This window comes from Paraburkholderia translucens (assembly GCF_020881035.1).
GTDB classification, from domain to species: domain Bacteria; phylum Pseudomonadota; class Gammaproteobacteria; order Burkholderiales; family Burkholderiaceae; genus Paraburkholderia; species Paraburkholderia translucens.
In genome coordinates this window covers 22514-35931 of the sequence record NZ_JAJITC010000013.1, presented here as the reverse complement: position 1 = coordinate 35931, position 13418 = coordinate 22514, and the positions used below count along the sequence as shown (strand labels likewise).

Sequence of the window (13418 nt, the reverse complement as noted above, 5' to 3'; positions counted from 1 at the left end):
CGAGCCATGACGTTCTCGATCGTCGCACGCTGCCGGCAAACCGGCCAGCTCGGCATTGCCATCAGTTCTTCGAGCATTGCAGTGGGCGCCCGCTGTCCGTGGGTGCGGGCGGGCGTTGGCGTAGTGGCGACGCAAAACGTGACCCTGCCCGCGCTGGGGCCGCAGATTCTCGATCTGATCGAAAGCCGCGGACTCGCCGCCGACGCGGCGCTCGACGCGGCGCTCGCCGCGCACGAATGGCGAGCGTACCGGCAGGTGGCCGTGGTCGACAGCGAAGGCCGCACGGCGATGTTCACCGGCAATCAGGCGCTGGGTCTGCATCATGCGGTCGCCGGCGACCAATGCGTCGCGGCGGGGAACCTGCTCGCGTATACCGAGGTGATCGATTCGATGATCGAGGCGTTCGAGTCGTCGGCGGGCGTGCTGGCCGACCGGCTGCTCGCCGCGATGCACGCGGCAGTGAAAGCGGGCGGGGAAGCCGGGCCCGTGCATTCCGCTGCGCTGAAGATCGCCGATCAGCAGGTCTGGCCCCTCGTCGATCTGCGCGTCGATTGGACCGACGACGATCCGATCGGGCGGCTCGACGCGCTTTGGCAGGCCTATCGTCCGCAGATGCAGGACTACGTGACGCGTGCTCTGGATCCGACTGCGGCGCCAAGCTATGGCGTGCCCGGCGATGAATGATCGGGTAGGCTTCGACTTTCATACAATGATTCGAAGTTGACCCACGGGAACGGGGTGACAGTTGTGCCAACCTGAACGAGCGCGCATGCGGAACTCCCACCAGCCAGTAGCTCCCGAGCTTCGAGGCGCGTTTGACCAGCCTGCGTTCAGCGGCTCGTTGCTCGCGCTTCTGTTCTGGTGGGAGTCGCTGACGCCAACGCTGATTCCGCGGACGTGGGCAACGCAGACTGTGATCGGCGCGATCTGCCTGGCCATCGGCTATGGGCTCGGCACGCTGGCCGGGCGTGGCGTGCATCGACTCCTCGCGCGACGGGGGCGCTTGCCCGGCAGCGAGATCCGCCGGCGTAGCTGGATCGTTCTTGCAGTGGTCTGGCTCATAGCGCTAGTCCTCGGCTCGAAGCTATGGCTCGGCTGGCAGAACGAACAACGCAGCTTCATGGGGATGTCATCCCTCGTCTGGTTGGACGGCCTGCTGGTGGGCGTGCTGTCGCCGTTCGCCGCAGCGCTTTTCGTGGCCGCCGGGCGGGCCGTGGGCCGCGGCGTTGGCGCAGTGAAGCGGTTCGTCCAGGGCCACGTGCCGTCAATCGTGTCGGTGCCGGCAACAGCACTGCTCATCATCGTGATGGGCATGGCGCTCGGTCGTGCAGTCGCGCTTCCCGCGCTCACCACGTTCTCCAACTTGGTCCATGCGCAGAGAAACGAGGACACGACAGAGGGAACCGTGCCACCCGAGTCGCCAGCAGTGTCCGGCAGCAGTGGATCGTTCGTCGCATGGGACACCCTGGGACGCATGGGGCGCGACTTTGTGGCAACGGTCACAACCAGGCGTCAGCTCGCGATGTTTCACGGGACCGATGTCGGGCTCGTTGATCCGGTGAGGGTCTACGTAGGCGTGCGTTCCGCGGACTCCCTCGAGCAGCGCGCGCAACTCGTGGTCCGTGAGCTCGAACGCGCGGGCGGGTTCGAGCGGAAGGTGCTGGTCGTCTGGGTGCCCACCGGCACGGGATGGATGGTCCCCAACGCCGTGGCTTCGCTGGAGCAGGTGTACCGTGGCGACACGGCGATCGTGGCGATTCAGTACTCTTTCCTGCCTAGCCGGCTAGCCATCTTTATGGACGCCGGTCTCGCGGACGAGGCGGGCATCACGCTTTTCAACGCCGTTCGGGCCCGCTGGTCGAAGCTGCCGCCGCAACGGCGGCCTAAGCTCATTCTGTTTGGCAAGAGTCTCGGCGCCGCGGGGGTGGAAGCGCCTTTCGTGGGAGCGGATGCGTCTGCCTCGGTGGCCAACATGGTGGCCCGCACGGATGGCGTGCTCATTGCCGGTGCCAAGCAAAGCAATACCATCCATTCGCAAATCACCCGCGAGCGCGATCCCGGGTCGCCCTTCTGGCAGCCGGTCTTCGATAAGGGGCGCTCCGTGCGGTTCCTGAACCGCGATCCGCATCAAGTGCAATTGGAGGCCGACTGGCCGTTCCCGCGAATCGTCTATCTTCAGCATCCTGCCGACCCGGCCGTCTTCTGGAGTGTCGAGGCGTTCTGGCGGCCACCGGAATGGATGACGCGGCCTCGCGGCTTCGACGTGCCTGACGCCATGCGCTGGTTTCCCATCGTCTCGGGCGTGCAGGCAGTGGGCGATCTGATTCACCAGCTCAACGTGCCGCAGGGCTTCGGGCACAACTACTCGTTGGAGGACTACACCACGGGCTGGGTCAGCGTTGTGCCTCCCGAGGGCTGGAAGGAGGCCGATACCAAACGGCTGGCCCGGTTCCTCGACAGGATCCCTGGCGACGAGACGGAACCGTGACCGGGCTGAACGGTCGGCGCGCGGCTTCCCGGTCACGCTGATTCACGGCTGCAGCAAAAGCTCACGCGTCGGGTTGTGCGCTCATCACGCGCCGCGCGAGCGTCGCATAGGCAAGCGGTTCAAAACGGTCGAGCCCATCCTTGACGGCGGCAACGTCATGATCTCTGGCTTGCTGCTCCATCCGCGCGCACGCGTTCGCCACTTCGGTCTCCTGAATCATCGCGAACGAGCCGCGTACCGCATGAAGCTGGGCAAGCAGCGTTTTGATGTCACCCAGTTCAATGGCGGCGTGCAGCGCAACGAGCGATTCCTTCAGCGACTGCATCATCGCGGCATGGATGTGCTCAGGCAATGGCCCTTGCGATATGTCGCGCCTCTTGCCGGTGTTGCTCGCGGGACGCTTGCCGGCCTCGTCGACCAGCCGCCGCACCGTCGCATCCATGGTGTCAAGCAGGACGGGCTTCAGCAGGATCTCGTCGATTCCGGCTTGCGCGCATCGCGCGCGTTCTTCTGCCGCCACATGCGCAGTAATCGCGACGATCGGCACGCTCGCGCCCTGGTCGCGCAGGCACCGCGCGAGTGCATACCCGTCCATTTCCGGCATATTGATGTCGGTCATCACGAGATCGTAGTGGCGCTCGTTAAAGCGCCGCAACGCCGCTGCGCCACTATCGGCCATATGCGCCTCATACCCTAACGTGGCAAGTTGCGCGACGATCAACTCCCGGTTTGCAGGCTGATCGTCGACCACGAGGATGTGAATGGCGTGTGTGTCGATTGCGGCGGACTCCCATCTGGTTTTGCCGTCTCCCTGCGCGCTGACCGGTACGCCGGGGCTTACCGGAAGGGGCAAGGTCACGACAAAGGTACTGCCGTCATTCAATTCGCTTTTCACCTGGATCGTGCCATGCATCAATTCGGTCAGGCGCAGACAGAGCGCGAGTCCGAGTCCGGTCCCGCCAAAGCGCCTCGCAATCGATGAGTCAGCCTGTGTAAATGCGGAAAAAAGCGCCTCCTGCTGCTGGGGCGTCATGCCGATGCCGGTGTCGCTCACGCCAATCACGATCGGAGAATCACGGGCCGTGTCGTCCTTGAGGTAGACCTCGAGGAGTACCTCGCCCGTGGCCGTGAATTTGATCGCGTTACTGACCAGATTGATGGCGATCTGCCGGATTCTCGTTGGGTCACCGAGATAGTGTGGCGCGAGCGCATCGTCGATCATGCAGTCGAATTCGAGGCCCTTCGCATGTGCGACGGGTTCGAACATCGCACCTACTTGCCGAATGACATCACCGAGATCGAAGCTGATCGACTCGAGCGTCATCTGCCCGGACTCGACCTTCGAAAAATCGAGAATGTCGTTGATGATCCCGAGCAGCGCAGTGGACGACGACGTAACAACCCTTAACCGGTCCTCCTGCGACGCTGATAACGGCGAGCGTCCGAGCAACTCGAGGTTGCCGAGAATGGCATTGAGCGGCGTACGTATTTCGTGGCTCATCATGGCAAGGAAAGCAGACTTCGCCTGATTGGCCGCGTCGGCTGCGGCACGCGCCTCATTGAGCTTGCGTTCCGTGTTCTTGAGAGAGGTGATGTCGGAGAAGCTGCACAGCAGCACGTCATGCCCCTGATACTTGGTTCTGACCAGGCTTACCAACAGATCGTCGATACGGTCGTCCTTCAGTCTGAGAGGCAGCTCGAGATCGGACTGCCACGCGGGAGCCCCTTCGGCGCGGTCGTAGAGACGATGCAACTGGACGTGCAATGGCGGCTCATCCGGATGTGTGTTCGACTCGACGTTCCGCATCAAGTCGTTCTGCAACAGCACATCACCGCGCTCGAACGACAGCAGCGCAAATCCGGACGGCGCCGCGGCCACCATCGTGCGGTTCAGGTTCTCGCTTTCGAAAACGCGCTGCGAGCGCACATAGCCCGGAGTGAAAATCCTGTGATCGAGCAGCAGCAGGAGTGTCCACAGGAACGCCGTCACTAGCAGCATCGCCACTGTGTAGCCGAGCAGGTCCGGCCAAAGTTCGGCCAGGATCGTGCGCCACGTAAAGCCGTAGACGAGCTTCCAGCCCCCGCTCGTCACTGGACCACTTGCGATGAAGAGGCCCCTCAGATAGTGCCGCGTCACCCGCGTTGTTTGCGTGATCTGCTGTTCCGCGCTGAGAATCCGCTCGGTTAGTCCGCGGGCGCCGCCCGTCGGGCCGGTGTCAAGGAGGATCACCTTGCCTGCGGAGTCGACGAGCATCGAGGCTTCGTCATGACGTGCCGCGGCAAGCTCTTCGCGCAGCAAACTCACGGGAACTTCGCGAACGGCCACGAGAAATGCCCTTCCGTTCGCAAACGCGGGCATCACCGCCCTTACCGTGGGGTCCCGACCGAACGGATCCTCAACCGGCGGGAACCACATCGGATCACGGTTGGCAAACAACCTGGCCTCAACTGCCGGGTCTGCCAGATCGCCAATGTCGGGCGCGATGCGGCGCACGAGTTCCTCGACACTTTTCACACCAGTCGATTTGAGCGGGTCGTCAACATTTGGGACCGGAAAGATGGCAATGATCCGGTGATCAGGTGTATATGCATATCCTGACGCACCAACGGACAGTGCCTTGGCCGAGGCGCCAACGCGGGGGTTCAACTCGCTGGCAAGCGCCAGATATCGGGCAACTTCCGGGTCAGGTGGCTGCTGGGTAATATCGCCCAATACCAACGCTGCGTCGAACCCCCGCCTCGTTTGCAGAACAATACGTCCACGTTGCGCGAAAAATTTGTCGACAAGCCCGTCTGGCGCGACGGGATGCGCGTCCCAGCTCTCTTCTGCGTGCCGGACAAAGGCCCGCATCAGGATTTCGCCTTCGAGGAACTCCTGTTGAAGGCGCGTCGTGCGCACGACGAAGTCGGTGTAGCGGTGCTCGATGTAGTCGTTGATCATCGAATACAGCAAAACGCCTGTCAGCAGCGCGACGATCAACGAAATCACAATGCCAGCGCTGTAGAAAAACATGCGCTGATAGCGACTCAGAACACTGGGCTCGTGATTTCCTGGCGGGTCAGCGGGTGCCCGAAGCGCACCGCCGTGCTCATTGGATTTCCCGATCTGCGTTGGCATGATTGCCTTGCATCCAGCGAAAAAAGAGAGAGACTTGCGGCATCATAAGGCTATTGCCGCCGTTCTGTCGCGGTATGGGTTCCGGTTGCCGCAACCTCTCACTGGGACGAGCGCAATCGTCCGTGCTGCCCTCGCTAAGGCAAGGGCTGCGATGCGGGTGTTGCCTGCGCGCCCGCGCGCGAACGCGCGATCCGCCAGGCGGTGGCCTTCGTCGACGAGCGCGTGAACGGGGAAGACGGACTGGGAGCAAAGTGCCGACCCGGCTCCCGCATTGCCCGCGTCATCGTCATAACGCGGGCTACCGGGCCTTCAATGCTTCAGGCAAGTGTCGACGTTCTTCCAGGTGCAGACGTCGAGTCCGGTGTGGATGACCGGGGGCACCGTCTTCCCTTGCGCGAGGTCACGCATGACCATCGCGGCACGGTAGCCCATTTCCTCGGGCCGCTGGCCGACGAGCACATTCACCTTGCGGTCCCTGAGCGCCTGCAGTTCGGGCCCGAGCGTATCCGCCGAGACGATCGCGAACTTGCCGGTCTTGATCTTGTCCATGATCGGCGCGACGACCTGCGAAAAGGCCTGCGGCGCAAAGAGCGGCCAGCCCCCCGCGAACAGAAAGGCGTCGAGACCGGTAGGGTTGGCGGTCAGCGTATCCTGCATCATCTGGTTCGCCTTGGCGGCGTCGTCGTTTACATACAGCGGGCAGCCACTGATCTCATGCCAGCCGTTCTCGCCGGCGAGTTTGGTGACGCCTTTCTTCCCGGAGAGCGCGTCGCGCGCGCCCTGGGCGCGCTGGTTGATGTTCTCCGCCGCCGGATTGCCCATTACGAAGCAGACATTGCCGCCCTTCGGCATCAGCATCTTCAACTGCTCGCCGAGCTTGGTGCCCAGCTCGTAGTTGTCGGTGCCGACGTAGCTCTTGCGCAGCGAGGCGTCCTTCGGCAGCAAATCGGCATCCGCAGTGATGACCGGGACCGATCCGCCGCGGCGGCGCAATACCTCCCCTACGGCCGGCGCGTTCGCGGGCGAGATCGCCATGCTCGCGACGCCCTTGGTAAACAGGTCGTCGATGATCTGCACTTGCGCGCTTTCGTCCGCGGCGGTCGCGGGGCCGGTGTAGTAGCAGTTGAAGCCTTCCTTGTTGAGTTCCTTGTTCGCCCGTTCGCATCCTTGATGCATGAGGTCGAAATACGGGTTGTCGAGACCCTTCACCACCAGCGCGAGGGTCTTATCGGCCGCGAAGCCCGGGGACGCCAGCATCGAGAGCCCTCCGGCCACAGCAAGACACATCCACAGTTTCTTCATTGTTTCCTCCTGTTCGGCGCCGGCTCGGCGGTGCCTATGTCTGCCCACACAGTTTGGACCACGTTCCCCACGGCAGGCCCGACATCGGGCTCCGGCCTGCATCCGAAAACTTTTCAATCTCCTTGCCGCTCGCCGCCGAGCCGGTTGAAGAGCACCGCGACGATGATGAAAGTGCCGACCACCGTGCCCTGCCAGAACGCGTCGACGCCGAGCAGGATCAGGCTGTTGCGGATCACTTCGATGAGCGCGGCGCCGACGACCGTTCCGAAGGCGCTGCCGACCCCTCCGGCCAGATTGGTCCCGCCGACCACGGTGGCGGCGATCACGCGCAGCTCGTCGCCGGTGCCGAGGCCTGTCGTCACCGCGCCTAGCCAGCCGACTTCGAGAATGGCGGCGACGCCGGCCATGAGGCCGCACAGCACATAAACGGAGCACACGATGCCGCGCACCGGCACGCCGGTGAGATTCGCCGCATGACGGTTGCCGCCGATCGCGAAGACGTAGCGGCCCCAGCGCGTCCAGCCGAACGCGAACCAGAACAGCAGGCCGAGCAGGATCAGGAACCACACCGGATTGGCGACGCCGAGCGTCGCGCCGCCGCCGAGCGCGAGGAGCTTGCTGCCGTCGGGGCCGAAATCGAAAATGGTCCGGCTGCGGGAAATCACGAGCGCGAGGCTGCGGCCGACGCTCAGCATGGCGAGCGTCACGACGAAAGGCTGCATGCCCAGATACGCGATGAGCACGCCGTTGACGAGGCCGACGAGCCCGGCGGTCAGCAGCCCCATGCCGATGCCGGCCCAGATCGGGTAACCCGCGTTCATGACGACCGAGAGCACGATGCCGCTGATGCCGATTGTCGAACCGACCGAAATGTCGATGCCGCCCGTGACGATCACCGCCATCATGCCGAGCGCGACGATCGCGACGAAGGCGAAGTTTCGCGTGACGTTGAAGAGGTTCTCGGAGGTCGCGAAGGTCGAGGTCGCGAAAGACAGGACGATGCAGGCGACGATCGTTGCCAGCACGACCCAGAACACCTGGCTCGCGAGCAGCCCCGACCAGCGGGTGTGCGTCCTTGCGGACTGCGGATCATCGATCAATGTCGGCATTGAAGAGGGCCTTCGCGGCGCGTTGTTCAAGGTTAGGTCTCCCGTGCGAGGCAGGTTCAGGCGGCGGCGATGGCTCCGGTGATGAGACCGGTCACTTCTTCCGGTGAGGACTCTTCGGTCCTCTTGTCCGCGACCTTGCGCCCGCGCCGCATGACGACCACGCGGTGGGCGACGGCGAATACGTCAGGCATGCGGTGGCTGATGAGGATGACAGCAATGCCGTGTTCGGACAGGCGTTTGATCAGATCGAGCACCTCGGCGACCTGGCGCACGCTGATCGCGGCGGTGGGCTCGTCCATCAGGACGAGCCGCGCTTCGGAGAGGCGCGTGCGGGCGATGGCGACGGCCTGGCGCTGCCCCCCCGACATTTGCCTGACGAGGTCGCGCGGCCGTGTCTCGGACTTGAGCGCCCTGAATAGCTCACCGGCGCGCCGGTACATGCTCGCGTGATCGAGCACGCGAATCGGCCCGAATCCGATGCGCAGTTCGCGCCCAAGGAACACATTGGCGGCTGCCGTCAGGTTGTCGCAAAGCGCGAGATCCTGATAGACAACCTCGATGCCGCGCGCGCGGGCGTCGACCGGCTTGTTGAAATGCACGGGCTTTCCATCGATAAGAATCTCGCCGTGCGAAGGCGGAAAGTTGCCGGCGACGACCTTCACCAAGGTCGATTTTCCGGCCCCGTTATCGCCCATGAGTCCAACCACCTGGCCTGGCTCCAGACTGAGCGTCACGTCGGTCAGGGCCTGAATGGCGCCGAAATGTCTGGAAACGCCTCTGAGCTCAAGAAGACTCATGGACTGTCGCGCTCGCTGAGGTGGAGGCGCCCATTGCATTGGCCGGGCGGCCGGGAGACATGCAAAGTAAATAGATGTTTTTTAGTGCACGGTTGAGCTTTTAGCAAGGCTCTGTAGGCATCTGGCGAGCCGCGGCGCTGCCGGCATGAAGACATCGTGCCACAAGGACCCGCACCGGCCCGCCATCGATCCTCCTGAAACCGCCAGCGCGAATCAGCCTGAAATCAGTCGAAATTCGCGATGTTGCGCGACAGCATGGCCGACGCGCCGTTGGCGAAGCCGGTGCTCTGCACGCAGCGTGCAACCGATGGGCCGCCAGGGTATAGCTGCTCCCGGTCGACATCACGAAGTCGGCGGCCAGGGACAGCGCGACGCCCGCGCCCGAGCCGCAGCGAATTGTCGAGCAACGAGGCAGTCATTTGACGCAGCGGGATACCCGGCCTTCATCCTGTTGCTATCGTCCGCCTGAATCGCCTCGCGGCGACAGAATCAAAAAGAAAGGCGGAATTAGAGTGTGTGATCTAATACGACGTTGTCCGCAAAGCAAAAGCTCTTTGATATTTTGGTGCTGAATGCCCCAATACGAAGAATTGCGGGCATTGTGGAGACCGTCGTTTAAGCGGGCCGGGGAATTGCCGAAAGTCAGTGGTTCAAGTTTGCGCGGCTAACGTATTCCCACCGACCGCCGGTCGCTGACGCTAGTCGTTTGATATACAACGCAATCTTCACCGGCCGAGGCGCAATAATGCATTGCCTCTCATAGGCTGAGCGAGCACGCAATGGAGACCAGCGTGCAAGCACCAGTGTGGCGCATCGACGTAAAACGGCGCGATCAAAAAATAGTTTGCTGCCATCAAACAAAATTTGACGCCTATTTTTGTACTGCTATCTTCCGTCACAACTATGAAACGTAACGACAGGAAAAGAGCTGCCCCACTTGTTCTGGGCAGCAAGATTAGATCGCTGCGCAAGCGACTCCAGTGTACTTTGGATGAAACTGCAACAGCGGCCGGAATCTCCAAGCCGTTCCTTTCTCAGGTCGAGCGAGGGCTGGCAACGCCGTCCATTTCGTCATTGGCCGGCATTGCGCAAGCGCTTGGAGTAACGATGCAGTACTTCGTTGAAACGCCGACCGAAGCGAAATCCGTGCGGCGTACAGATGAAAGGCAGTACTTCAGCTTTGCCGACTCGGCGAATCAGTTTGCTCGCCTCACAAACGCGGCGGTCGGCAGGCAGTTGGACGCGATTCTCGTCAGAATGCCTGCTGGTCAGCCGCCGTCGGAAGTGACGACACACGCTGGAGAGGAGTTTCTCTATGTGCTGCGCGGTCAGATATCGCTAAGCCTGGAGGGCAATACGTTTGTGCTTGACCCAGGTGACAGCGCGCACTTCGAGTCGACGGTCCCGCACGGCTGGGCGAATGCGACTAACGAAGAAACCGTAATTGTCTGGGTCGGTACGCCGAGATTGTTTTAAGTATAGGTAGTTTCGCCGCGTTCGCGGCGAAACTCGGTTTTATACGCTTTTCAGTCCTAAGTGTATGAATCTGTGTTGAATGCAGAATGATCCATCGATTCCGTGAGAACGATGGTTGGGGATTCGTTTTGCCTGAGTTTTCAATTCACCACAATAAGTACATTTGAGTTTCCTATTTGATATTCACCGAAATAGAAAGAAGTGACTTTGGTTGTGCGCATAGTCGTTGGTATGCGGGGGTGATGGGGTAAGGGGCGGTCTCGCATGGGTGCCGCACGGAGAAAGTGCCAAAGGTGTTCTCTGGCATGTGGACTTGGGTTAATGACACACGAAGGAAAAAATGAAACTCACGGCTTTGGAATCCGCCATAAGGAAAATAGTGTGGGCAGAGATTGCGCTGACCGCTGCGCTTGGGACCACGGCGTTTGCGCAGGTTCAGCCCACGGCAACCGCGGCAGCGACGAAAACTGACACGGCTCCCGCCCAGAAGGAAGGGAAAGACGCGAACGCGGCGGTTGCCGCACCGGTCGCAGCGTCGGGTGCCTCGACCAACACCAGCTCTGTGAAGCAGCTGCAGAAGTTCGAGGTGACGGGTTCGCTGATCCGCAGCGCGGACAGACAAGGCCGCACCGAAGTTCAGGTCATCACGGCGAAGGAAATCCAGCAAAGCGGCTACACGACGGTGGCCGACTTCCTGCGCGGCCTTCCGGTCAATTCGGCAAGCAGCTGGTCGCAATCGACGGCTTCGAGCTCCGCCCCGGGCGGCGCGGGCCTTGCGCTGCGCGGCCTCAGCGAAAAGTACACGCTTGTGCTCGTCGACGGGCAGCGCGTGGCCAACTATGCGCAGGCCGTCAACTTCACCGATACGTTCTTCGACATCAACACGATCCCGATGAACATCGTGGAGCGCATCGAAATCGTGAAGACGGGCGCCGTGTCCGTGTACGGTTCCGACGCGATCGCGGGGGTCGTGAACATCATCACGAAGAAAAACGTCGAGGGCTTGCAGCTCGACGCCCAGCTCGGCAAGGCACAGCATCCCGGCAATGCTGAGGGCACCTTCAGCATCCTGGGCGGTCTAGGCAACCTGACGTCCGACCGCTGGAACATCACGGCCGCCGCCAGCTACTACCGCGACAGCGGCTCGACGCTCGCCGACCGCGACATGACAAAAAACCAGGACTTCACGCAGTTCCCGGGCGGCAATGCGGCGCCGCTCGGTCCGAACCAGCAGTCGTACTGGCAACTGGCGGACGGCACCCATCAGGCGCTCAATCCCTGTCCGCCGGGCAGCAACGCGGCGGCGACCGGCGGCCAGTCGTGTACGTACAACGTGGCGAACAGCACGTCGCTGATCCCTGCAACGACACGCCTGAACGCCAAGGTGCGCGGCACATTCAAGATTGACGACACCACCGAAGCCTATGCGGGTTTCTGGGCGAGCCGCAATGAGACCGTGCAGTTGAACGGTCCGGCGTCGCTCAGCAGCACGACGAACGTGTTCGACCCGACGACGGGCACGGTCTCGCCGGTCCCGCGCACCGTCTCGGCTTCGAACCCGTTCAACCCGTACGGCGTTCCGACGCTGATCAACCTGACGTTCCCGGACAACACACGAGTCACCGATACAACCTCGACGTTCCTGATGGCGAACACGGGCGTCAAGGGTTCGTTCGATACCGCGAAGTTCGGCAACTGGGATTGGTCGGCAGAGTACGCCCATTCGCAAAGCACCGTCGCAAGCACCTTCTCCAACCAGCTCAATGTGGCCGGCCTCGAGAACATGCTCGCGAACGGCACCTACAACTTCTCGAATCCGAGCTCCACGCCGAACGGCCTGAACGGCGTGTTCCAGGATGACAACCAGCTGTCGATCTCGAAGCTCGACCAGGTGCTCGCGAAGGCTTCGACGACCAACCTGTTCACACTGCCGGCCGGCGGCGTGGGCCTCGGTGTCGGCTCGGAGTTCCGTCACGAGTCGACGGTCATCAACTCGCAGACCTATGCGACGCAAGGCATCACGGCACCTGCGAACGTGCAGAGCGTGAACGGCTCGCGTAACGTCGCGGCCGCCTTCTACCAGGTGGACATTCCAATCATCCGCAACCTGACGTTCACGCAGTCGGGCCGTTACGACCACTACAGCGATTTCGGCGGCGCCTTCTCACCGGGCTTCGCGCTGCGCTTCCAGCCGGTTCGCATGCTGACGACGTTCGCATCGTACAGCCGCGGCTTCCGCGCGCCGACGGCGGTCGAGAACTCGCAATCGGTCTATCTGGGCCACCAGAATCTCGTGGACCCGAACGATCCGAGCGGCGTGCCCACGAAGCACTTCACGACGGAGCAGACGACCGGCAATCCGGACCTGCAGCCTGAGCACACGAAGAACTACAACATCGGCTTTACGCTTTCGCCGGACGCCACGACGGATCTGAGTGCGGCCTTCTACAAGGTGCACATCGACAGCGTCATCGGCACGCCCGACCCGAACGCGATATTGCAGGCGAACGACCCGAACAACGTCGTGCGTAACCCGGACGGGACCATTCGCTACATCAAGATGCCGTTCGCGAACCTGGGCTCGCTCGATACGGACGGCTTCGACCTCGATTTCCGCAAGAGCGTGGGCACGAAGTACGGCACGTTCACGCTAGCGGGAGACTGGACGTACGTCTGGCACTTCAAGTTGAAGGGCGGCGGCGAGACTCAGGACTTCGCGGGCAACAATCTGGCGCTGCTGCAGCCGTTCGGTGCAAGCAACCCGCGCTGGAAGGGCAACACGAGCCTGAGCTGGGATTACCGCAAACTGACCACCACGCTCACATGGCAGTACACGGGCCCCTACACGAACGCGGTCGCGGCCGAGTTCGGCGATGGCGGCACGTTGTCGGTCGCCTCGTACAGTCAGTTCAACCTGGTGGCCACCTATCGCGGTTTCAAGCAGTGGACCATTTACGGCGGTATCCAGAACCTGTTCGACAGGAAGCCGCCGTTCGACGTCGAATGGCAGTCGACTCCTGACATCACGGGTTACGACCAATCGCTGTACACGAACCTGGGCCGCTTCTTCCAGGTGGGTGCGACATATCGTTTCTGATCGTGACGGGCCGCCGCTCGAACGTGCGAGG

At 62.3% G+C, this 13418-nt stretch carries 8 protein-coding genes; 4 read left to right on the top strand and 4 right to left on the bottom strand.

Annotated features, from left to right (window positions below):
* Nucleotides 1–6 precede the first annotated feature (6 nt).
* Nucleotides 7–684 (top strand): DUF1028 domain-containing protein, encoded by a 678-nt coding sequence (locus LJ655_RS22110; protein ID WP_230563357.1) that lies wholly within the window; start codon nucleotides 7–9, stop codon nucleotides 682–684.
* A gap of 85 nt (nucleotides 685–769) precedes the next feature.
* Nucleotides 770–2488, top strand: a complete 1719-nt coding sequence (locus LJ655_RS22105) for an alpha/beta hydrolase (RefSeq protein WP_230563356.1) — start codon at nucleotides 770–772, stop codon at nucleotides 2486–2488.
* Nucleotides 2489–2549: 61 nt separating this feature from the next.
* On the opposite strand, the gene LJ655_RS22100 is transcribed toward LJ655_RS22105, so the two are convergent.
* The 4 genes from LJ655_RS22100 to LJ655_RS22085 all read right to left on the bottom strand — a co-directional run bounded on the left by LJ655_RS22100 (nucleotide 2550) and on the right by LJ655_RS22085 (nucleotide 8814).
* Nucleotides 2550–5606: a hybrid sensor histidine kinase/response regulator gene (locus LJ655_RS22100; protein WP_230563355.1), complete on the bottom strand. Its 3057-nt coding sequence runs from the start codon at nucleotides 5604–5606 to the stop codon at nucleotides 2550–2552.
* Nucleotides 5607–5915: 309 nt separating this feature from the next.
* Entirely contained in the window at nucleotides 5916–6908 is a 993-nt protein-coding gene (locus LJ655_RS22095) for a sugar-binding protein (RefSeq protein ID WP_230563354.1), read from the bottom strand.
* A 113-nt stretch (nucleotides 6909–7021) separates the two neighbouring features.
* The gene (locus LJ655_RS22090) at nucleotides 7022–8017 is read right to left on the bottom strand and encodes an ABC transporter permease (protein WP_230563353.1); all 996 of its coding nucleotides are present in this window, start codon (nucleotides 8015–8017) and stop codon (nucleotides 7022–7024) included.
* A 56-nt stretch (nucleotides 8018–8073) separates the two neighbouring features.
* Nucleotides 8074–8814, bottom strand: coding sequence for an ATP-binding cassette domain-containing protein (locus LJ655_RS22085; RefSeq protein ID WP_230563352.1), 741 nt, complete (start codon nucleotides 8812–8814; stop codon nucleotides 8074–8076).
* A gap of 903 nt (nucleotides 8815–9717) precedes the next feature.
* Here LJ655_RS22085 and LJ655_RS22080 point away from each other — a divergent pair.
* The gene (locus tag LJ655_RS22080) at nucleotides 9718–10290 is read left to right on the top strand and encodes a helix-turn-helix domain-containing protein (protein WP_230563351.1); all 573 of its coding nucleotides are present in this window, start codon (nucleotides 9718–9720) and stop codon (nucleotides 10288–10290) included.
* Nucleotides 10291–10630: 340 nt separating this feature from the next.
* The gene (locus LJ655_RS22075) at nucleotides 10631–13387 is read left to right on the top strand and encodes a TonB-dependent receptor plug domain-containing protein (protein ID WP_230563350.1); all 2757 of its coding nucleotides are present in this window, start codon (nucleotides 10631–10633) and stop codon (nucleotides 13385–13387) included.
* Nucleotides 13388–13418 lie beyond the last annotated feature (31 nt).

Coding starts and splice junctions, on each gene's coding strand:
- LJ655_RS22110 (WP_230563357.1), top strand. CDS start 7: ATGACGTTCTCGATCGTCGCACGCTGCCGGCAAACCGGCCAGCTCGGC.
- LJ655_RS22090 (WP_230563353.1), bottom strand. CDS start 8,017: ATGCCGACATTGATCGATGATCCGCAGTCCGCAAGGACGCACACCCGC.
- LJ655_RS22105 (WP_230563356.1), top strand. CDS start 770: ATGCGGAACTCCCACCAGCCAGTAGCTCCCGAGCTTCGAGGCGCGTTT.
- LJ655_RS22075 (WP_230563350.1), top strand. CDS start 10,631: ATGAAACTCACGGCTTTGGAATCCGCCATAAGGAAAATAGTGTGGGCA.
- LJ655_RS22085 (WP_230563352.1), bottom strand. CDS start 8,814: ATGAGTCTTCTTGAGCTCAGAGGCGTTTCCAGACATTTCGGCGCCATT.
- LJ655_RS22080 (WP_230563351.1), top strand. CDS start 9,718: ATGAAACGTAACGACAGGAAAAGAGCTGCCCCACTTGTTCTGGGCAGC.
- LJ655_RS22100 (WP_230563355.1), bottom strand. CDS start 5,606: ATGCCAACGCAGATCGGGAAATCCAATGAGCACGGCGGTGCGCTTCGG.
- LJ655_RS22095 (WP_230563354.1), bottom strand. CDS start 6,908: ATGAAGAAACTGTGGATGTGTCTTGCTGTGGCCGGAGGGCTCTCGATG.